This window comes from Streptomyces sp. NBC_01390 (assembly GCF_045040105.1).
Lineage (GTDB): Bacteria > Actinomycetota > Actinomycetes > Streptomycetales > Streptomycetaceae > Streptomyces.
Window position 1 is genome coordinate 5,969,560 of record NZ_CP109551.1, and the last position, 19,423, is coordinate 5,988,982.

The window sequence follows — 19,423 nt, forward strand, 5'->3', positions numbered from 1 at the left end:
GGTCCCCTCCCGAGCCGTTCTCAGGCATCCGGTACGTCCAGGTCCGTATCGGCGCTGCCGCTCACCCAGAACGGCGCCGGGGGGTGTACGGGGGTGAGGGTCATATGGCTGTAGAACGCCACGTCCCCGCGCCTGACCGGGTTGCTCAGGACGACCTCGACGCGGTAGCTCGGCGGGTTGTCGTCGCCGTCTGGGCAGCCGGACACGCAGGTGAAATCCGTCGCGACCCCGGTGGCGAGCGCCCGGGACGGGCCCCAGACCCGCCACGTCAGCTCGTCCAGGGACACGCGCCGGGTCGGGAGGACCTCCACGGGGCGCTGCCAGGCCCGGCCGAAGGAGTCCGTCATGTACACCGGCCCCGTCCAGGGGATCTTCGTCGCCGCCGGGCCCTCGACGTGGACGCCGCCGTCCACCCCGCCGCAGCCGGTCAGGCAAGCGGCCAGCAGGGCGCACGGCACGAGTCGGCGAAGCCGCATCCCGTGCTCCTTCCGCCGTGCCGCCCGGTCATGTGGAGAATCGCTCCCGCAATAGGCCGGAAGCCATGCTACGGCCGGTCGGTCCCGGTCCTTCAGGGGCGGCAGCGGCGTCGACGTCCCACGGCCGCCCCCCGGCTCGGAGCAAGGCCACGTTTCCCCACCGTCATCCGAGAACAGCCACCTGACCTGCGCATGTAACAACCGCCCGGCGATCCGTCATCGACATCGATACGTCGTCGCCGCACAACCGACGAACAGCCGTGCGTCCGCATTCCTACCGTGGCTCCGATCATTGCTACCCGGCACTCCAGCCCTGGGGGAACCTTTGCGCAGAAAAGTGAAAGCAGCATGCGTGGGCACGGCCGCGGCGACGGTGGCGGCGGTCCTCACCGCGGGACCGATCGGCACCGCAGAAGCCACGCCCGTGCAGGCCGGTACGGCGGCGACCGCCGCCAGGACCAAGGAATTGGCCGGCACACACCGCCTCACCCTCGTCACCGGCGACCGTGTCCTCGTCGACGCCAAGGGCGGTGTCGTCGGCATGGAGCGGGCCAAGGGCCGCGCGCGGGTCCCGGTGCAGATACGCAAGGCCGGCGGCCACACCCTCGTCATACCGACGGACGCCGCCCGGCTGATCGCGAACGGCAGCCTCGACCAGCGGCTGTTCGACGTCACCGAGCTCAACAAGCCGGCCAACCGCAGGAACCAGCGGGGCGGCCCGAAGGTCATCGTCGGCTACAAGGGCACCGCACGCTCCCTCAAGGCCGCGGTCCGGGGCACGGGCATGGTCCACCGGACCTTCAAGTCCCTGGACATGGACGCCCTCCAGGCGCCCACCACACAGACGCCGAAGCTGTGGGACGCCCTCACCAACGATGGCGCCCTCGCCCCGGGCATCTCCCATGTCTGGCTCGACGGCGTCCGCAAGGCCAGCCTCGACAAGTCGGTGCCGCAGATCGGCGCACCCGCGGCCTGGGCCAAGGGCTACGACGGCAAGGGCGTCAAGGTCGCCGTCCTGGACAGCGGCCTCGACAGCAGCCACCCCGACCTCAAGGGCCAGGTGCTCGCCACCAAGAACTTCAGCACGTCCGCCACCACCGAGGACCGGGAGGGCCACGGCACGCACGTCGCGTCCACCATCGCCGGAACCGGCGCCGAGTCCGGCGGCAAGTACAAGGGCGTCGCCCCCGGAGCGAAGCTCCTCGTCGGCAAGGTCCTCGACGACCAGGGACGGGGCGACGACGCCGGCATCATCGCGGGCATGGAGTGGGCCGCCGACCAGGGCGCCGACGTCATCAACCTCAGCCTGGGCGGCGGCGACACCCCGGGTGTCGACCCGATGGAGGCCACGGTCAACAGGCTTTCGGAGACCAAGGGCGTCCTCTTCGCCATCGCCGCCGGCAACGAGGGCGAGCAGGGCTTCAAGACCGTCGACTCCCCGGGCAGCGCCGCCGACGCGCTCACCGTCGGCGCCGTCGACGGCCACGACGAGGTCGCGGACTTCTCCAGCATGGGTCCGACCGCCGACGGCGCCCTCAAGCCGGACGTGACCGCGCCCGGCGTGGACATCACCGCGGCCGCGGCCAAGGGCAGCGCCATCGCCAAGGAGGTCGGCGAGAAACCGCCCGGCTATCTGACGATCTCGGGGACGTCGATGGCGACCCCGCATGTGGCGGGCGCCGCCGCCCTCCTCAAGCAGCAGCATCCCGACTGGACGTTCCGCGAGCTGAAGGCCGCACTCGTGGGCTCCGCCAAGGGCGGCGACTACACCCCCTACGCGCAGGGCTCGGGCCGCGTCCAGGTCGACAAGGCGATCGGCCAGCGCGTGTTCGCCGAGACGGCCTCGGTGGGCTTCCCGGTCCAGCGGTGGCCGCACACGGGCGACACTCCGGTCACAAGGAAGCTGACGTACCGCAACGCCGGCACGAAGGACATCACGCTGGCCCTGTCGAACAAGGCATTCAACCCCCGGGGCGAGGCGGCCCCGCACGGCTTCTACACCCTGGGCGCGAAGACCGTCACCGTCCCTGCCGGCGGCACGGCGTCCGTGGACGTCACCGCCGACACCAGGCTGGGCGGCGGGCTCTTCGGCGGCTACTCGGCCTATGTGACGGCCACGGGTGACGGCCAGACCGTCCGCACGGCGCTGGGAGTCGAGCGGGAGGAAGAGGCGTACAACGTCACGCTGAAGTTCATCAACCGTCCCGGGCAGCACCCGGTCCACTTCACCACCCTGTTCCGGGACGAGCGGAACGCCCCCATGTTCGGGGACATGTCCACCGGCGACACGGTCACCCTCCGCGTCCCCAAGGGCCGGTACATCCTCGACTCGCTCAGCATGAAGGACCCGAACTCGACCGAGGGCGGCGTCGACTGGCTGGTCCGGCCCGTGCTGAGCGTCGACAAGGACCGGACGGTCACGCTCGACCTGAACAAGACCCGGTCGGCCGACATCACCGTGCCGGACAGGAAGGCCAAGCCGCTCCAGGCCATGGTGTTCTACGAGCACAAGGGCACGCTGGTGGCGAACTACGTGGTGATGCCCACCTTCTCCGACCTCCGTGTCGCGCACGTCGGCCCCGAGATGCCGTCCAACCTGGCACAGGTCTGGTCCGGGCAGTGGACCAAGGGCAAGGGCACCGAGTACAACACGCTTGACGGCGGCGAGGTCAAGAAGATCACCGGGACGCACGTCCACCACTACAAGGCGAGCGAGTTCGCCACCGTGAAGGCCGGTCTGGGCGCCTCGACCCGGGGAAAGACCGGGGTGCTCGTCCTGGCCGGCACCCTGCCCCTCATCAACGGCATCCACACCCCGCTGCCCCAGAAGCTGCCCACCACCCGGACGTACTACCTGTCCACGGGCGACGGCGCCGAATGGTACTTCGACTTCCAGCAGTTCTCGGGGAAGAAGGACGCGGACGGTGCACCGATCGTGGAGGCCGAATCCACCTCCGGTGACTACCTGGGGCTCACCGGTGGCAAGACCTACCGGAAGGCGTTCGACACGGCGGTGTTCGCGCCGCACGTGATCCCCGGGCTGTCCGGTGTCTTCCACGGCCCCGACGGGATCTACGGCCAGCTTCCGCTCTTCGCCGACGGCCGGCGCAACGAGGCGGTCTCCAGCCTGACGTCGGTGCGCACGACGCTGTACCGCAACGGCAAGAAGGTCGGGTCGAACGCCGACCCGCTCACCGGCGCCAGTACGTTCAAGGTCCCGGCCGGCGAGGCCCGGTACACCCTGACCACGTCGGCCAGGCGAAGCGCCCAGGTCCAGGCCGCCTCCACCCGGGTCGACGCGAGCTGGACGTTCCGCTCGAAGCGGCCGTCCAGCGGCCTGCCGACCGAACTGCCGGTCTCCACGATCCGCTTCGCGCCGAAGACGGGCCTGGACAGCCGGATCAAGGCCGGCCAGACAGTCACCTACCCGGTCACCGTCGAGGGCGCGGCGAGGAGCCGAAACCTCAGGTCGCTTTCGGTGTACGTGTCGTACGACGACGGCAGGACCTGGAAGAAGACCGATGTCCGGAACGGAAAGATCACCGTGAAGAACCCGGCGAAGGGCAAGGGCATCTCCCTCCGCGCCAAGATCATCGACAGGAAGGGCAACACGTCCACGATCTCGGTGTACAACGCGTACTACGGCAAGTAGGCCATGGTTCGCTGACGTGGGTCGCTGAGCGGGTCGGTCTGCCGGAAGCGCGGTTTCCGGCAGACCGACCCGTCGTGCGCTCGGCGACGCCCGGTCGGATCGCGGGCTGAGCAGGTGTGCGGCCGCACGACCGAGATCCCGCATGTGCACCGGCAACGGCACACTCGAGCCGACCCGCGATACCAAGGAGCCTGGACACAATGAGGGGCGGAGAGCTGCGGATCCCCGTCTTCCCGCGACGCCGTGCCCACAGCATGCCCGTAAGAGCGGACAACAACGGTCAACAGCGGTGCGGCCCGACCCGCACGATTAGCCAGAGCGAAGGCATATACGCAGGTCAGGCCCATGAAGCTCGCCCAAGCGCCGTAGCTTTCCCAAGCTGAGAGTGCGAGTTCGATTCTCGTCACCCGCTCTTATTGAAGCCCCAGGTCAGTGGCCTGGGGCTTGTTTTTATCGGGGTGCCGCTGCGGCCGGGCGGGGCGCAAGCCGCTTGTGGGAGCGGGCACTTGACCGCCGAAGGTCCTGCGTCAGAGCGGGAGGTCGTCGGGGAGTACCCGGAACGCCTTGTAACGACCCAACGGGCGTACGGCCCGGAAGTCTCGCCGGTCGAGGGTGAGAATCGCGTCCGTGTCGTAGTCGGCGGCAAGCGCCACGTTCACTGCGTCGGCGAGGTCGAGGTCCAGCGCGCGGTAGCGGACACGGACGGACTGGGCGGCGCCCAGGTGGTCCTCCGTGATCTCCGGCATGACGACACGACCCCGGCTCATCCAGCGCCGCAGGTCGTCGACCGCGCTGACGGCAGCCTCCCTGCCGAGCTCACGCGTCGCCACGTGATCCAGTTCGGCCAGCAGGAGCGGGGACATGATCAGCAGGCCCGCCGCCATGATGGCCTCGTTCGCCGCCCGGTGTTCCGGATGAGCGGAGTCCAGGGCTGCCAGAAGGCCGGACGTATCGGCGATGACAATGATCACGCGGCGGATCCGGAACCCGAGCCGGTCTCCCGCCGGACGGCCTCGGCGACCGTGTCGCGGACCTCCGACTTGGACAGCGTGCGCCCCGGCCCCTCGAAGGTGCGCGAGAACAGCGGCTCGTCCCAGACGCGGTTCGCCATGGCTGCAAGGTGGATGCCCTGGCGGATGATCTCGGCTTCGCTTATACCTCGGCGTTTGGCGGCCTCCTTGATGATGGCCAGGTCTTCGGGGTCGGCGTAGACGTTGGTGCGCTTCATGGACATGTACCAAGCGTAGTCCATGTACCGGATTGATGTATCCGCGCCATCTACCTCATGGGGTTCGCTTTCCGTATCGGTGTACCTGGGATGAGTGTGCGGGTCTCGACTCGTGGAGTGCGCGCCTCGGTCGGGCCACGTGCGGAGAGGCTCAGCGTGGGCAGCGGCGGCGCCACATGTCGACCGGGCTCGGCCCCTGCTACGCGTCGAGTTCCCTCGGCGGCAGTCGACGGCGCACCAGTACACGGCGAACGGCGAACGACACGCTTTCGTGCGGTCGCTCCCTCAGCCGCGCAACTGGCCAGGCGCGCCGTCCAAGCAGAAAAAAGTTCTGTGGAACTTCGCGGCAACCTTTTCGGCCTCTCCGGTCACTCACTGGTGTCCGGCCAAGTGGTCCGGTCACTTGCAGCCGTTGAAAGAGAGCACAGGCATGCCGCTGGAGCGCAGACATGTCCCCGGTCCACCCACGCACGGTGGTCGTCCGAAGCATCGTGGTCGTCGGTTGCTCGCGCGTCGGGGTCTCTGGGCGGGTCTCGCCATGGTGGTCGTGGCCGGCTCGGCTGTCGTGGTCAGCCAGGCTTCTGCGGAACAGAAGCCCCTGGATCTGAAGAAGTGGTACGTGCTGGTCAACCACAACAGCGGCAAGGTGCTGGACGACCGCGGTTCCGCCAAGAACGACGGCGCGGCGGTGGTGCAGTGGGCGCGCCACGGCGGGGCCAACCAGCAGTGGCGGCTCATCGACGCGGGTGATGGGTACTACCGGCTGAAGAACCGGACCTCCGGCAAGGTGCTGGACGACCTCGGCTGGTCGAAGACCGCCGGCTCCGCCATCGTGCAGTGGAAAGACCTGAACGCCACCAACCAGCAGTTCAAACTGGCCAAGTCGCCGAACGGCTACGTGCGTTTGGTCAATCGCTTCAGTGGCATGGCGGTCGGTGTCCGCAACGCCGTCAAGGCCGACGGGGGCGGCGTCGTCCAGAACCGCGACCGGAGCGGCGCCGATCAGCAGTGGCAACTCGTCCCGGTCGGCAGTGTCGGCGGCGGCGCAGGTACGCCCACTCCGTCGGCCAGCGGTGTTCCCGCAAGTCCGACTCCGAGTGACACGCGACCTTCGTCTTCGCCTTCTCCTTCGTCTTCGTCTTCGTCTTCGTCTTCGTCTTCGTCACCCGCGGGTGGGAGCGGTAGTTCGGCCAAGCGGTTCATGGGCAGTGACACCGTGCTCATCGGCGGCTCGATGTCCGACGAGTCGGCGGCCGCCGCGCCGTTCGACGTGCGCTACGCCTATGTGCACAGCCAGCCCGCGCCCTCGTCGGACTACTACACCGCAGCGAAGTGCAAGGACGAGTGGTCGGGCTGGTGGGGCTGCTGGAACGGCAGCACCACGGCTCCCGGCACGTATGTGACCTGGCGCGACGACGTGGTGTCCCAGGCGACGTACAAGGGCAAGTCGCGTCCGCAGAAGATGCTCTGGACCTGGTACTCGTTGCGCGACCTCGGGGATGCGGCAGGTGAGGGCGACGGCCCGGGCGAGGTCAAGGCCATCAACAGGACCGACCTGCTCACCCGGTACCTGAACGACTACCGTTTCTTCCTCCAGAAGATCGGAAAGTCGCCCGACATGATCGACCTCGAGCCCGACTTCTGGGGCTTCGCCCGGTCGCTCGGCAATCTGCACCAGGTTTCCGCTCAGGTCTCGGCTTCCAATCCGACGGATTGCGGATCGCAGGAGAACAGCGCCGCCGGACTCGCACAGTGCCTGATCTCGATGGCGCACAAGTACGCGCCGAACGCCGGCGTGGGGCTGCACCTCTCCTGCTTCGACTGGCAGAGCAACCTCCAGAAGTGCGTCAACGACTACACGGACCTCGGGGCGAAGAACGCCGACTTCCTGGTCAGCGATGTGTCGGACCGCGACGCGGGCTGGTACGCGCAGCCGGCCCACGGCGGCAGTGACAACTTCTGGACCGACCAGAAGGCCGCTGCCGCGCTGAAGCTCTGGAAGACGATGGCCGAGTCCGTGGGCAAGCCCGTGGTCCTGTGGCAGATCCCCGTGGGCAACATGGCACAGAACAACACCCTCAACCATTACAAGGACGACAAGGTGGACTGGTTCTTCGGCCACATGGACCAGGTCGCGAACGCCCACATCGCCGGACTGTTCTTCGGACCGGGGCAGCAGGAACAGACCTCGGTCGAAACCGACGGCGGAAACCTGATCAACAAGACGGTCGCTTATCACAACTCGGGCGGCACAGCGCTCAAGTAGCGGTGAGTGGATGACAGACAGCGACATGCGCCCCCATCTCTTCGATGGGGGCGCATCGTCGTCTTGGTCGGGCTGAGGGTCAGCGCTTCAAGGTCTGAGCGTGCCCGTAAGACGGGTCAACCACGGTCACCAACGGTGCGATCCCGCACCCCCGACCGCTACCCCAGTGGACGAGGGTGATTCACCCTCGTCCAGGGGCACGGCACGGTCGAGCAACCGAGGCTCAGTGCGCGGCGCGGCGGGCCAGCGCCCCGCGCGAGCGGGTCACCAGCGCGGCCAGCAGGGCGGCGCCGAGGGGCACGGCCACCAGGAGGGCGGCGAGTGTCTCCCAGGGGACGACGATCGGCACGTACGGCGAGGCGTCACCGGCGCTGATCCAGCCATTGTCGAGAGCCTCCCGGTAGAAGCGCATCTGCTCGCGCTCCTCGGTGAGCCGCAGCCCGACCGCGGGCAGGACACCGGCAGCCGAGCCGAGGACCACACCCATCGCGGCGACCACACCGCACTGGAAGCCGCTGAGCGTGCGGCGCACCCGGGGAGGGGCGCCGACCGCTGCGAGCGTCTTGAGATCGGCCTCCGCGTCGGCCTGGGCGAGACCGGTGGCGATGCCGGCCGCACCGATGGTGACCAGGCCGGCGAAGACGGTCAGCGCGAGCAGGACGAGCCCGTTCTCGTCGACCCAGCCCTGCTCCACGGTCAGCTCGACGTTGCTGCCGAGCTTGGCGATCTCGGCGTCGAGCTTCTGCCGCTGCTCGGTGCTGGGCATCCGGTCGGTGCTGAAGAAGGCGCCGAGGGGGACGGTGGTCAGCCCGGCGGCCTTGGCGGCGGCGGGGCTGAGCACGCTCTGCACTCCGTAGGAGTCGGGCGAGCCGGGCACCTGGTAGGCGGGGAAGGACTTCAGCTCGCCCGGGACCGGCTTGTACTGCTCGACGGCGCGGTCGGCGGCCTTCAGGTCGGTGATCAGCTTGATGCCGACGGTGCCGTTCCTGTCGACCTGGGGCTTGTGGAAGCTGAGGAGCTTTCCGTCGGCGAGGGCCTTGGCCGCGCCCGGGTCGTCGATGCCGAGGACCTTCAGGAGCGGGGCGTCTGCGATGAGGAGACTGCCTTCGACGTAGATGCCGTTGCCGTCGGGCGAGAGGCAGCGCCAGTCGTTGGCGAGCGCGCGCCGCTGCTCCTTGGTGTACTTCTCCGCCGCGTCGGAGCCGTCGGGGGTGCTGACCCACAGCGGGCACTCGTTGGCCGGCGGGGTGACGACCTCGAAGCGGCCACAGCCCTCGCCCTCGCCGTACGGGGCGCAGCCGGGCTTTCCGACGGCGATCCGGAACACGTCGGCGCGGACGTCGACGGGCAGCGTCCGCTGCACGGCGTCGCGGACCTCGGGGACGTCCCGGCCGCCCTCCTCGGTGACGAGCGCGGCGACGGCCCCGTACGGCAGGCTGGCCCGGTACTCGGCCAGACTCTGGGCGTCGCGGCTCGCGGCGTACGTCGAGACGGCGACGGTGCCCGCGACGGCGGCCAGGACGGCGGCGACAGCGGGTGCCGTACGGCCCCGGTTGCGGACGGCGTCCCGCAGGGCGAGGCGCGGCGAGAGCGGCAGCCAGCGGCTGGCCCGGCCGAACAGGCCGACCAGCGCGGGCGTCATGGCGACCACACCCAGCTCGGCGACGGCCGAGCCACCCGCGACCAGGGCGAACTGGTCGGAGACGACCGAGCCGTACAGGGCGATGGCCGCGCCGAGCAGGACAGCGCCGAAGCCGATCAGCGGCAGCACGCGGTTGCTGCGGCGCACGCCCCGACGGCCGGTGAGGGAGGCCAGGACGGTCTGCCGGGAGGCGGTGACGGCCGGGATGATCGCGGCGAGCAGGCCGGTGAGGACGGCGAGCGCGGCGATGCCGAGCAGTTCCAGCGGCCTGACGGTGAAGCCGCCGAACCGCTGTCCCATGTAGTCCTCAAGGAGCGGCCGGAGGGCGAAGGTCAGGATCAGGGCGAGGACAATGCCGGCCAGGGCCGCCGCGACGCCGATGACCAGGCCGCCGCTCAGCACGATGGCCCGGATGTGGCTGCGGGCACCGCCGTTGGCGCCGACCAGGCCGAGCTGGCGGCGGGAACGACGGGCGCCGACGGCGAAGGCGGGACCGGCGAGCAGGCAGATCTCCAGCATCGCCAGGCCGACGACCGTGCCCACCGCGGCGAGCGCGGCGGCGTCGGCGCCCCCGCTGCCCTCGTAGGTGGCCCGGCCTTCCCTCTCGTAGAGCGGCACGTTGGAGTCGGCGGGCGGGTCGAGGGCCACGACGCGCGAGGTGACCACGACTCCCTTGGCGTTGATCGCCTGGACCGTGTTCCACGTGAAACCACCGGCCTTCTTCACCAGGTAGGTGGTGGAGATGTCGGGCTTCGGCAGTCCGGCCTTCTCGACCGCCTTGGCGTACGGCGCGAGGAAGGCCCCCGGCAGGGCGTTGACCTGCTGTGTCGTGAGGTCGCTGGGCAGCTCGTACGAGCCGCTGATCACATAGGTGCGGTCGAAGCCGCGGGCGGTGAGGGTGGAGCCGACGGACAGCCCGCTGCTCTCCAGGAACCGGGTGGTCGCGGCGATCTCGTCGTTCTTCTCGGGGAAGCGGCCCTCCTGCAGCCGCATGATGCCCCGGGCGACGGGATCGGCGGCGGCCAGCTCACGGACCTCGGCCTGGAGCAGACCGTGAGTGGTGGTCAGTTTGGCGGTACCGCTGCTGTCGGTCAGCACCGTCGAACCGGCCGGGATGGTCCTGGTGACATCGGTCGGGCCGTCGGGCCAGGACTTGCCCGGCGAGTCGTAGTCCCCGGCCGGGGTGTGCTGCACGCCCTCGGGGTCCTGCAGGATGGCCACGCCGGCCGCTCGGGCATCGGAGAAGCGGGCGTCGGCGGCACCCAGGGTGCGCTCCATCCGCTGCGCGGGAGTGAGTTCGGCGCTGCGCAGGGTCAGGTCCAGGGCGCTCACGCCCAGGATCGGCAGCGCGATCATGGCGAGGACGAGGAAGCTGCGGCCCTTGGAGCGCCAGGCGTCACGGCGGGCGATGCGGACCGCGGCCCGCCAGGAGTGGAACCAGGTCGTCACCGCTGGGCCGCCCGGTCGGTCAGGAGCGAGTCGGCGTCGCTGCGTATGGTCTGGTCGACGACGGCGCCGTCCCGCAGGAAGACGACCCGGTCGGCCCAGGCGGCGAACCGCGGCTCGTGGGTGACCATGATGCCGGCGGCTCCAGCGTCGCAGCGGGAGCGCAGCAAGGCCAGCACGGACTCGCCGGTCTCGGAGTCGAGGGCTCCGGTGGGCTCGTCCGCGAGGACGAGCCGACGGTCGCCGACGAGGGCGCGGGCGATGGCCACGCGCTGCTGCTGGCCGCCGGACATCTCGTCGGGGAACCGGTCGGCGAGTTGGCCGAGGTCCATCTCAGCGAGGGCGGCGAGGGCCTCGGTGCGGGCCTTGCGGGCCGATATGCCGTCCAGTTCGCGGGGCAGGGCCACGTTCTCGGCGGCGGTGAGGGCCGGGATGAGGTTGTAGTCCTGGAAGACGTAGCCGATGCTGCGGCGGCGCAGGGCTGCAAGCCCCTTGATACCGAGGGCGGTGATGTCGGTGCCCTCGACGAAAACCTGCCCGGAGGTGGGGTTGTCGAGGCCGCCGGCGATGGTGAGCAGGGTGGACTTGCCGGAGCCCGACGGGCCCATGACGGCGACGAGTTCACCGGGGTGGACGTCGAGGTCGATGCCGCGCAGGGCGTGCACCTCGGTGGCGCCGGAGCCGTGGACGCGGGTCAGGTTCCGCAGACTCAGCACGGGATGCTGCTGTTGTGTGGACATGGTTCCCCCTCGGGCGTACGCCGGCGAACGGCCGGACGTCGGTGCGACGGACGGTCGTTGCGGCGCCGTGCGTACGGTATGGGTCTGGTCGGATGGTTCGGAGTCGTCAGGTGTTACGGGTAAGGCCGGGTGGAGCCGGTGGACTCGGTCGGCCCTGTGGATCCGGTCGTTCGGGTGCTCAGGGCCGGTCGTGCAGGGCGGACATCACGGGCGGTGGCGTGCGGCCCCCTCCGCCCCGGCCCCCGCCCGCGCCCCCATCCCCGCCGCTCCCGGCTCCGGCCCCGTCGCCGGGGCGGTCGACGAGAGACGGATCAGCCGGGACTCGCAGTGGTCGAGCCAGCGCGCCTCGGCCTCGGTCTGGAAGATCAGCTGCTCCAGGACGAGGAGCCAGGCGATGTCGTCCCGCTCCCCGACCCCGTTCTTCTCCACGGCGGTGAGGGCCTGCGCCTTCAGCCGGGTGTAGTCCTGCATGGCCTTCACGCTGTGCCGGCGCTGGGACTGGATGACGTCGCGGATGTCGACCCCGGGCGCCCCGACGGCCATGGCCAGCTTGATGGCCAGCTCGTCACGGGCCGGGCTGGTGCGGTCGACGGGGTGCTCGAACCAGCTGCGAAGTTCGACGCGACCGCTGTCGGTGATCGCGTAGAGCGGGTGGCCGGCCTCGTCCTCGCCGTCCTGCACGACCATGCCGTCGCGTTCGAGCCGGCTGAGCGTCGTGTAGACCTGACCCACGTTGAGCGGCCAGGTGGAGCCGGTGCGGGACTCGAACTCCGTACGGAGCTGTGAGCCGTAGCGCGGGCCGCGTTCGAGGAGGGCGAGAAGCCCGTGGCGGATGGACATACTGAGTATGTATACCGAGTAAGTCCGCGTGGACAAGCGTCCTGAGGCGGACGCCGGAGGTCCGACTCAAGGAGGACCCGGGCCGTCGCGAGCCGCTCGGCGGCGGCGCATCCGCACCCCGAGGAAGCCGATGCCGAGGCCCACCAGCGCCAGCCCCGCGCCCAGTGCGAACACGGGAATCCGCCGGTCGGAGAGGTCGAGAGGGGCGTCGGTGCCGGTCCGGTGAACGGCCGCCGACAGCTCCGCGGGGCGAGCTCTCGGCGGCCGGGGCGTCCGTCTTGGGTACCACCTCGACCCCCTCGTCCGACTCCTCGGCGGGCTCCTCCTCTGTTGCCGTTTTAGTACGAGCGAGCTTCACCGGGCTCGTGGAGGACGGCGAGCCGGAGGGGTCGGCCGACCGGGACAGCAGCTGGTGGTCTATTCCGCAGAGACGGACAGCCGGTCACATGAGGCACTGTGTCTGCTCGTGGAACGGGACTTCAACACTGATGGGCGGAAGTGACGCTGACTCAGCATTCCTGTCGCCGCGCGGCTCCCTGACGAGCCGGTGTGTGCACTCGCGACGCGGCATCTGATCCAGACAGGAGAGCGAGCCGAGCCTGGCGCTTCAGCCATCGCGCGCACCCAGCACTCCGCCGATCCACGAGGCCGTGCCCACAGCGTGCCCGTAAGGACGGACAGCCACGGTCACCAGCGGTGCGAACCGACCCTCACGGCTTCGCCAAGAGAGGACATCTGCCCAGGTCATAGGCATAGAGTCCGCGCAAGCGCCGTAGCTTCCCAAGCTGAGAGTGCGAGTTCGATTCTCGTCACCCGCTCTTCTTGAAGCCCCAGGTCAGTGGCCTGGTGCTTGTGTATTGGTGAGCTGTTCCGGCGTGTTGCCGACGTCCTGGACCCAAGGATTGGGCACACGGTGGGCACGAGGGTTTGGTGGATGCCGTGCGCTCGGCGCGCCCGTCGCCGATGTGCGCCGCTGACCTGTGGTTCTGCGGCACCGGTTACGAGATTCACGGGTGAGAGCCCTCAGCCTGCTGTTCCATGCCGTTCTCCTCTCCGGCCGGGTCACCGGCTCGGCGGTCGGCTCCGGTTCTCCGCCGCTTCGCTACGTGTCCGGAGCGCTCTGGATGTCCTCGTGCAGATGCACGAGGAGCCAGTGGCCGTCGTGGCGGGCGCGTCGCAGGACTGCGGTGTTGCGGGCCAGTTCCGGCAGGGCTGTGTGGAAGTCGACCCGCAGCCAGTAGCGGGCCACGGCCAGTTCTCCGAAGACGTCGATGACCTGCCCGTAGGGCGTGAGACCGATCTCGGCGGGGCCGCCGTCGGCCGTGGGGCGGCCGTCCCGGACGCGGTCCAAGTCGGTTTTGCCGCAGAGCAGTTCGGGGGTGGCGGAGTCCCAGATCGTGGCGTCCGGGTCCAGGTGGGAGTCGATACGCTCGCGATCGCCGGCGGTGTAGCCCGCATACATGTCTGTGATCACAGCCCACACTGCCGCCAGGTCGGCGGGTGAGCCCCCCGGGCGGGCGCCACTGGGTGCGGGCTGAACGGTACGGGGCGGTGAAGCGGGCATGGCTGGGTCCTTCGGTGGGGTGGCGGAGCGGGTGCGGCTCGGGTCAGGGGCGATGGTGGGCCCAGGTTCGCAAGGCGAGCGACCGTCCTTTGGCGACGGTGAGGATCGGCGGCTCGTCGGTGCGGTGGTAGCCCGCGGCCCGGGCCACCGCGGCGCCGGCGCCGTTCTCCGCCTCGATGCTCAGCGTCACTCGGGGCATGTCCATGACCTGGTGGACGTACTCCGTCATGACCGTCAGGGCCCTGGACCCCAGGCGTCGGCCGTGGTGTGCGGGGCCCACGGAGTAACCGAGGCTCGCGGTACGGTCGTTGGCGCTCCTGCGGATGATGAGCACCTCGCCCAGGGGAAGTTGACCGCCGGTGGTGATGGCCGGCTGAACGCGCAGGCCGTCTACGCGGGCCTGCCGGGCGGTGGCGAGGTAGGCGCGGGCCGCGACCAGGTCGAACGGTGAGGCGAGCGGAGTCCAGTGCGCGATCTCGGGGTCGTCAGACAGCTCCGTCATGGCGGGGAGGTCGTTCTCGGTCCACTCGCGCAGGACCAGGCCCTCGCTGGTCAGCCGCAGCTGTGCGGGGACGGTGGGACGGGCCGTGGGCTCGTGGGTCATCGCGGGTTCCTGATTCCGGTTCCTGTGGGCGGGCGCAGGGTCAGGGGAGTACGACCAGGTCGCGGGTGGTGCGGTTGAGGCGCTCCCCGGCGTCCTCGGTACAGATCACGATGTCCTCGATCCGCGCTCCGTACCGGCCGGGCAGGTAGATGCCGGGTTCGACGGAGAAGGCCATGCCGGGCTCCAGCGGGAGCCGGTTGCCGGCCACGATGTAGGGCTCCTCGTGGCTCTCGAGGCCGATGCCGTGTCCGGTCCGGTGGATGAAGCACGGCCCGTATCCGGCGTCGGAGATGATGTCCCGGCCGATGGAGTCCAGTCGCTCGGCGGTGATGCCCGGCCGCACCGCGTCGGTCTGGGCGCACTGGGCCCGCAGCAGTACGTCGTGGAGTCGGCGGAAGTCCGCGGGCGGCTCGCCCACCACGTACACCCGGGTGGAGTCGGAGCAGTAGCCGTCCAGGGTCGTACCGCCGATGTCGACCACCACGGGGTCGCCGGGCCGAATCGTGCGGTCGGACAGTTCGTGGTGCGGGCTGGCGCTGTGCGGTCCGGAACCGACGATGACGAAGTCCACGCGGACGTGCCCCTCGGCGATGATCGCGTCCGCGATGTCCCGGCCGACCTCGCGTTCGGTACGTCCGGCCCGCAGCCACTCGCCCATGCGGGCGTGCACCCGGTCGATGGCCGCACCGGCCCGGCGCAGGGCGGCTGCCTCCTGCGGGGTCTTGCGCATCCGCAGCTCGTTCAGCACGCTCCCGGCCAACTCCTGGTGCGCGCCCGGAAGTGCGGTGCGGAAGGCGATGGTCTTCTCCGCCCACATGTGGTTGTCGACGCCGAGGCGGGCCGTCCGGGAGGGCAGCCGGGCCGCGACGAGGGCATAGGGGTCGTCGGTCTCGTGCCAGCCGGCGATCTCGATGCCCAGGTCACCGGCCGGGGATGCCTTCGCGGCGGATTCCTCCAGGGCCGGTACGAGCAGGAAGGGGTCGCCGTCGGCCGGCAGGACCAGGCAGGTCAGCCGCTCCAGCGGCAGGGCGTCGTAGCCGGTCAGGTAGCGCAGGTCCGCACCGGGGGAGATCAGCAGGGCGTCAAGACCTGCCCGGGCTGTGGCTTCCCTGGCGGTTCGGAGGCGGTCGGCCGGGTACAGGTTCTCGGCGGCAGCGGGCATGGGAATGTCAGGCATCAGGTCTCCGTGAGGGGGTGGGCGGTGTACTCCAGGCCGGCAAGGGACCGCGTACGAACAGGTACGTCCGGCAGGGAACCGCACGTCGCACCCCCGTGGCACCCGCTGTACGCAGCCCGGATCGGCCCGGCTCAGGCCGCGTAAAGGCGGCACGCGACGCCCCCGGCGATCAGCTGCGGTTCCTCGCGGTCGCAGCCGTCGAAGACCCGTGGGCAGCGGGGGTGGAAGCGGCAGCCGCTCGGCGGGTCGGCGGGGTCGGGTACGTCACCGGGGAGTTCGGCGGGCAGCACTCCCGCCCCGTCCGGCTGCGGTACGGCGGCCAGCAGCGCCCGGGTGTAAGGGTGCCGTGGGTCGGCCCAGACCTCGGCGGTGGGGCCGGTCTCCACGATGCGCCCGAGGTACATCACCGCGATCCGGTCAGCGATCAGCCGTACGACGGACAGGTCGTGGCTGATGAACAGCAGCCCCGCGCCCGACTCGACGGCCAGCGACCGCATCAGCGTGGCCACTTGGAGCTGGGCGGAGGCGTCGAGGGCGGAGATCGGTTCGTCTCCGACGAGCAGCCGGGGGCGGGCGGCCAGCGCGCGGGCGATGGCGATGCGCTGCCGCTGGCCGCCGGAGAACTCCTGCGGGTAGCCCTGTGCGGCGCTCGCCGGCAGCCCGACCCGGGTCAGGAGGTCCTCCGGGGTGGTGTCCGAGGGGGCCTCACCGCGTCCGACGGCCGTACGGATGCCGTCGGCGATCTGCGCGCCCACCCGGCGGCGGGGGTTGAGGGAGCCGTATGGGTCCTGGAAGACCATCTGGACGCCGGTGAGGGCCGGATCGCGGCGGCGTACCCGCAGCGGACGCACCGGCGTGCCGTCGAAGGTGATCCGGCCCGCTGCCGGTGGGGTGAGGCCGCAGACCGCGCGGGCCAGGGTGGACTTGCCGCAGCCCGATTCGCCGACCAACCCGACGACCTCCCCCGCCCGTACCTGGAGGCTGACCCCGGCGACGGCGCGGGTGGGCGGCGCACCCGGCCGGTGGTACTGGACGACGAGGTCGTCGACCGAGAGGAGGGGGGCCGTCGAGTGGGGGGTCATACGGTGCTCCTTCCGGGGAGCGCGTCCAGGAGCGTACGGGTGTACTCGTGCTGTGGCTCGGTGAGGACCCGGCCGCGTGGGCCGGTTTCGACGACGAGGCCGTGGCGCATCACGCTCACCTCGTCGGCGATCGCGGACATCACGCCCAGGTCATGAGTGACCAGCAGGACGGCGAGGCCGAGGTCGTCGCAGAGGCCGCGCAGCAACCGCAGCACACCGGCCTGCACGGTCACGTCGAGGGCGGTGGTCGGCTCGTCGGCGATCAGTACCTTCGGCTCGCAGGCCAGCGCGATCGCGACAGCGATGCGCTGCCGCATCCCGCCGGAGAACTGGTGCGGGTAACGCCCCAGCGCCTCAAGGGGGTTGGGGATACGGACCTGCGTGAGCAACTCGGCGGCCCTCTCCTTCGCGGCCTTCCGGTCCAGCTTCAGGTGGTGGCGCAGGTGGTCGGTGAGCTGGTGTCCGATGCCGAGCATCGGGTGCAGGCTGGTGGACGGGTCCTGGAACACCATGCTCACCGACCGCCCGCGCAACGAAGCCAGTTGACGGCTCGGCAGGGTCAGCAGGTCGGTGCCCTCGAACTCGATCCGCCCGCCGGTGCGGGCGCCGGGCGGCAGCAGGCCGAGGGTGGCGAGACCGGTCATGGTCTTGCCTGATCCGCTCTCCCCCGCGAGCCCGTGGATACGGCCGGGCCGGAGAGCGAGGTCGACGCCGCCGAGGATGCGACGGCCGCCCAGGTCGAGGGTGAGGCCGCTGATCTCCAGCACGTTGCCGTCGGTCATGCCACACGCTCCTTCTCCGCGCCGATCGTGCGAGCGGTGCCAGGGTCGAGGGCGTCCCGCAGCGTGTCACCGAGGAAGTTGAAGGCGAGGACGACGGTGAGGATGGCCAGCCCCGGGAAGACCCCGATCCACCACCTGTCGAACTGCTGGGTACCTGCGGCCACCATCGCGCCCCACTCGGCGGTCGGCGGCTTGGCACCAAGGCCGAGGAAGGACAGTCCGGACAGCAACAGCGTCGCGGTCCCGATGTCCAGGGTGGCCAGCACCAGTAGCGGCCCGAGCACGTTGGGCAGGATGTCCACCCGCAGCGAGCGCCAGGCGGAGAAGCCCAGCAGCCGTCCGCTGAGCACGAACTCGCGGGTCCGCAGGCCCATGACCAGGCCCCGGGTAACCCGGGCGTACGACGGCCAGGCCACCACCAGGACGGCCAGCACCGCGTTCTGCAGGCTGGCGCCGAGCGCGGCGGCGACCACCATCGCCAGGATTACGGTGGGGAAGGCGAACACCAGGTCCGCGATCCGCATCACGGTCTCGTCGACCCAGCGCCCGAAGAACCCGGCGCAGGCGCCCAGAATCCCGCCGACGAGGAGGGACATCGTCACGAGCAGCAGTGCGAGCGGGATGGACACCCGGGCCCCGTACAGCACGCGGCTCAGCACGTCTCGGCCCAGCTCGTCGGTGCCGAACCAGTGTCCGGCACCGGGGGCGGCCAGCCGGGGCAGGTCCTGCGCGAGGGGGTCCTGCGGGGCGAGCAGCGGGGCGGCGACCACGATGACCAGCCAGAACGCGGCGACCAGGCCGCCGGTGACGGCCAGCGGGCGGCGCCAGGCGGGCGGCAGCCGTTTGAGCAGATTGAGCCTCACTGCACCCTCACCCTCGGGTCGATCACGCCGTACAGCACATCCACGGCGAGGTTGACGGTCAGATACACGATGCCGACGACCAGCCCGACCCCCATCACGGCCGGCAGGTCGAGCGTCGTCGCGCTCCGGTACGCGTACGCCCCCAGGCCCGGCCAGGCGAAGATCGACTCCACCAGGACGGTGCCCGACAGCAGCGCCCCGAAGGCCAGCCCGGCGACCGTGATGACGGGCACGAGGGCCGCGCGGAGCACGTACTGGAAGAGGACCGTCCGGCCGGGCAGGCCCTTGGCGCGGGCCGCCCGGACGTAGTCCTGGTTCAGCACCTCCAGGACGGCGGAACGGGTGAAGCGGGTGAGGAGGCCGACGGTGTACGCGGTCAACACCAGCGCCGGCAGCGCGAGATGCCCCGCCGCGCTCCAGAACACCGGCCACTGCCCGGCGAGTGCCGCGTCGATCGTGTACAGGCCCGTGACCTGCGGTGGGGCGGTCATGCCGGGGTCCAGGCGGCCGCTGCCCGGCGCCCAGCCGAGTCGGTAGAAGAAGACGTAGAAGGCGAGCAGCGCCAGCCAGAAGGTCGGCACCGACACCCCCAACAGGCTGACCACGCGAAGGAGTTGATCGGTGAACCGGTCCCGGCGCAGTGCCGCGACGACACCGAACGCCACGCCCACGACCAGCGAGATCACGATCGCGGCCCCGGCGAGTTCCAGCGTCGCCGGCACCGCCGTCGACAGGTCCGTCAGGACAGGCTGATGACTCTGCTGCGACTCACCCAGATCCCCCTGGAACAGATTGCCCAGATACGTGACGTACTGGACCGGCAGCGGCTTGTCGAGACCGTAGTGCTGCCGGAACTGGGCCACGATCGCCGGGTCGCCGACCGCGCGCTGCCCGAGCGCGGCCGCCGCCGGATCGCCGGGCACGAGGTTGGTGAGGACGAACGTCACCAGCGTCACCCCGAAGGCCAGCAGCACGGCGACCGCGGTGCGGCGGAGCAGGAATCGCGCGAGCGGGTAGCGGGCCAGCGGGTGGCGGGCGAGGAGCCGCCCACCACCCACGCG

Annotated in this window: 15 protein-coding genes; 2 read left to right on the forward strand and 13 right to left on the reverse strand. The window is 70.4% G+C overall.

Annotation, left to right across the window (positions count from 1 at the left end; genetic code table 11):
- Positions 1–20: 20 nt before the first annotated feature.
- Positions 21–476, reverse strand: coding sequence for a hypothetical protein (locus OG241_RS26965; RefSeq protein WP_405818685.1), 456 nt, complete (start codon positions 474–476; stop codon positions 21–23).
- Positions 477–828: 352 nt separating this feature from the next.
- Between OG241_RS26965 and OG241_RS26970 the strand changes: the two genes are divergently transcribed.
- Positions 829–4,128: a S8 family peptidase gene (locus OG241_RS26970; RefSeq protein WP_405818687.1), complete on the forward strand. Its 3,300-nt coding sequence runs from the start codon at positions 829–831 to the stop codon at positions 4,126–4,128.
- A gap of 527 nt (positions 4,129–4,655) precedes the next feature.
- On the opposite strand, the gene OG241_RS26975 is transcribed toward OG241_RS26970, so the two are convergent.
- Together OG241_RS26975 and OG241_RS26980 are read right to left on the reverse strand one after the other, a co-directional pair.
- The gene (locus OG241_RS26975) at positions 4,656–5,099 is read right to left on the reverse strand and encodes a PIN domain-containing protein (RefSeq protein ID WP_405818689.1); all 444 of its coding nucleotides are present in this window, start codon (positions 5,097–5,099) and stop codon (positions 4,656–4,658) included.
- A complete protein-coding gene (locus tag OG241_RS26980; RefSeq protein WP_381449075.1) occupies positions 5,096–5,362 on the reverse strand; it encodes a CopG family transcriptional regulator in 267 nt (88 codons plus the stop codon). The genes OG241_RS26975 and OG241_RS26980 overlap by 4 nt, the downstream gene beginning before the upstream one ends.
- Positions 5,363–5,894: 532 nt before the next feature.
- Between OG241_RS26980 and OG241_RS26985 the strand changes: the two genes are divergently transcribed.
- Entirely contained in the window at positions 5,895–7,622 is a 1,728-nt protein-coding gene (locus OG241_RS26985) for an RICIN domain-containing protein (protein ID WP_405818690.1), read from the forward strand.
- A 223-nt stretch (positions 7,623–7,845) separates the two neighbouring features.
- On the opposite strand, the gene OG241_RS26990 is transcribed toward OG241_RS26985, so the two are convergent.
- The 10 genes from OG241_RS26990 to OG241_RS27035 form a co-directional block, all read right to left on the reverse strand.
- Positions 7,846–10,713, reverse strand: a complete 2,868-nt coding sequence (locus tag OG241_RS26990; RefSeq protein ID WP_405818692.1) for an ABC transporter permease — start codon at positions 10,711–10,713, stop codon at positions 7,846–7,848.
- Positions 10,710–11,450 carry an ABC transporter ATP-binding protein gene (locus OG241_RS26995; protein WP_405818694.1) on the reverse strand — a complete coding sequence of 247 codons (741 nt, stop codon included), beginning with the start codon at positions 11,448–11,450 and terminating at the stop codon, positions 10,710–10,712. The genes OG241_RS26990 and OG241_RS26995 overlap by 4 nt, the downstream gene beginning before the upstream one ends.
- Before the next feature lie 204 nt (positions 11,451–11,654).
- Complete coding sequence (locus OG241_RS27000) at positions 11,655–12,290, reverse strand: PadR family transcriptional regulator (RefSeq protein WP_405818696.1); 636 nt, start codon at positions 12,288–12,290, stop codon at positions 11,655–11,657.
- Positions 12,291–13,392: 1,102 nt separating this feature from the next.
- Positions 13,393–13,764, reverse strand: coding sequence for a nuclear transport factor 2 family protein (locus tag OG241_RS27005; RefSeq protein WP_405818698.1), 372 nt, complete (start codon positions 13,762–13,764; stop codon positions 13,393–13,395).
- Positions 13,765–13,897: 133 nt separating this feature from the next.
- Complete coding sequence (locus OG241_RS27010) at positions 13,898–14,458, reverse strand: GNAT family N-acetyltransferase (protein WP_405818700.1); 561 nt, start codon at positions 14,456–14,458, stop codon at positions 13,898–13,900.
- 40 nt (positions 14,459–14,498) lie between these two features.
- The gene (locus tag OG241_RS27015; protein WP_405818702.1) at positions 14,499–15,635 is read right to left on the reverse strand and encodes a M24 family metallopeptidase; all 1,137 of its coding nucleotides are present in this window, start codon (positions 15,633–15,635) and stop codon (positions 14,499–14,501) included.
- 131 nt (positions 15,636–15,766) lie between these two features.
- The gene (locus tag OG241_RS27020) at positions 15,767–16,717 is read right to left on the reverse strand and encodes an oligopeptide/dipeptide ABC transporter ATP-binding protein (RefSeq protein WP_405818704.1); all 951 of its coding nucleotides are present in this window, start codon (positions 16,715–16,717) and stop codon (positions 15,767–15,769) included.
- Positions 16,714–17,499 carry an ABC transporter ATP-binding protein gene (locus OG241_RS27025; RefSeq protein ID WP_405818706.1) on the reverse strand — a complete coding sequence of 262 codons (786 nt, stop codon included), beginning with the start codon at positions 17,497–17,499 and terminating at the stop codon, positions 16,714–16,716. The genes OG241_RS27020 and OG241_RS27025 overlap by 4 nt, the downstream gene beginning before the upstream one ends.
- Positions 17,496–18,362: an ABC transporter permease gene (locus tag OG241_RS27030; protein WP_405818707.1), complete on the reverse strand. Its 867-nt coding sequence runs from the start codon at positions 18,360–18,362 to the stop codon at positions 17,496–17,498. The genes OG241_RS27025 and OG241_RS27030 overlap by 4 nt, the downstream gene beginning before the upstream one ends.
- The gene (locus OG241_RS27035) at positions 18,359–19,420 is read right to left on the reverse strand and encodes an ABC transporter permease (protein ID WP_405818709.1); all 1,062 of its coding nucleotides are present in this window, start codon (positions 19,418–19,420) and stop codon (positions 18,359–18,361) included. Before OG241_RS27035 ends, OG241_RS27030 begins: the two co-directional genes overlap by 4 nt.
- Positions 19,421–19,423 lie beyond the last annotated feature (3 nt).

Bases quoted from the DNA above. Each gene is read 5' to 3' on its own strand.
- OG241_RS27000 (WP_405818696.1), bottom strand. From the start codon at position 12,290: ATGTCCATCCGCCACGGGCTTCTCGCCCTCCTCGAACGCGGCCCGCGC.
- OG241_RS26985 (WP_405818690.1), top strand. From the start codon at position 5,895: ATGGTGGTCGTGGCCGGCTCGGCTGTCGTGGTCAGCCAGGCTTCTGCG.
- OG241_RS26965 (WP_405818685.1), bottom strand. From the start codon at position 476: ATGCGGCTTCGCCGACTCGTGCCGTGCGCCCTGCTGGCCGCTTGCCTG.
- OG241_RS27010 (WP_405818700.1), bottom strand. From the start codon at position 14,458: ATGACCCACGAGCCCACGGCCCGTCCCACCGTCCCCGCACAGCTGCGG.
- OG241_RS27020 (WP_405818704.1), bottom strand. From the start codon at position 16,717: ATGACCCCCCACTCGACGGCCCCCCTCCTCTCGGTCGACGACCTCGTC.
- OG241_RS27025 (WP_405818706.1), bottom strand. From the start codon at position 17,499: ATGACCGACGGCAACGTGCTGGAGATCAGCGGCCTCACCCTCGACCTG.
- OG241_RS26980 (WP_381449075.1), bottom strand. From the start codon at position 5,362: ATGTCCATGAAGCGCACCAACGTCTACGCCGACCCCGAAGACCTGGCC.
- OG241_RS26995 (WP_405818694.1), bottom strand. From the start codon at position 11,450: ATGTCCACACAACAGCAGCATCCCGTGCTGAGTCTGCGGAACCTGACC.
- OG241_RS27015 (WP_405818702.1), bottom strand. From the start codon at position 15,635: ATGCCTGACATTCCCATGCCCGCTGCCGCCGAGAACCTGTACCCGGCC.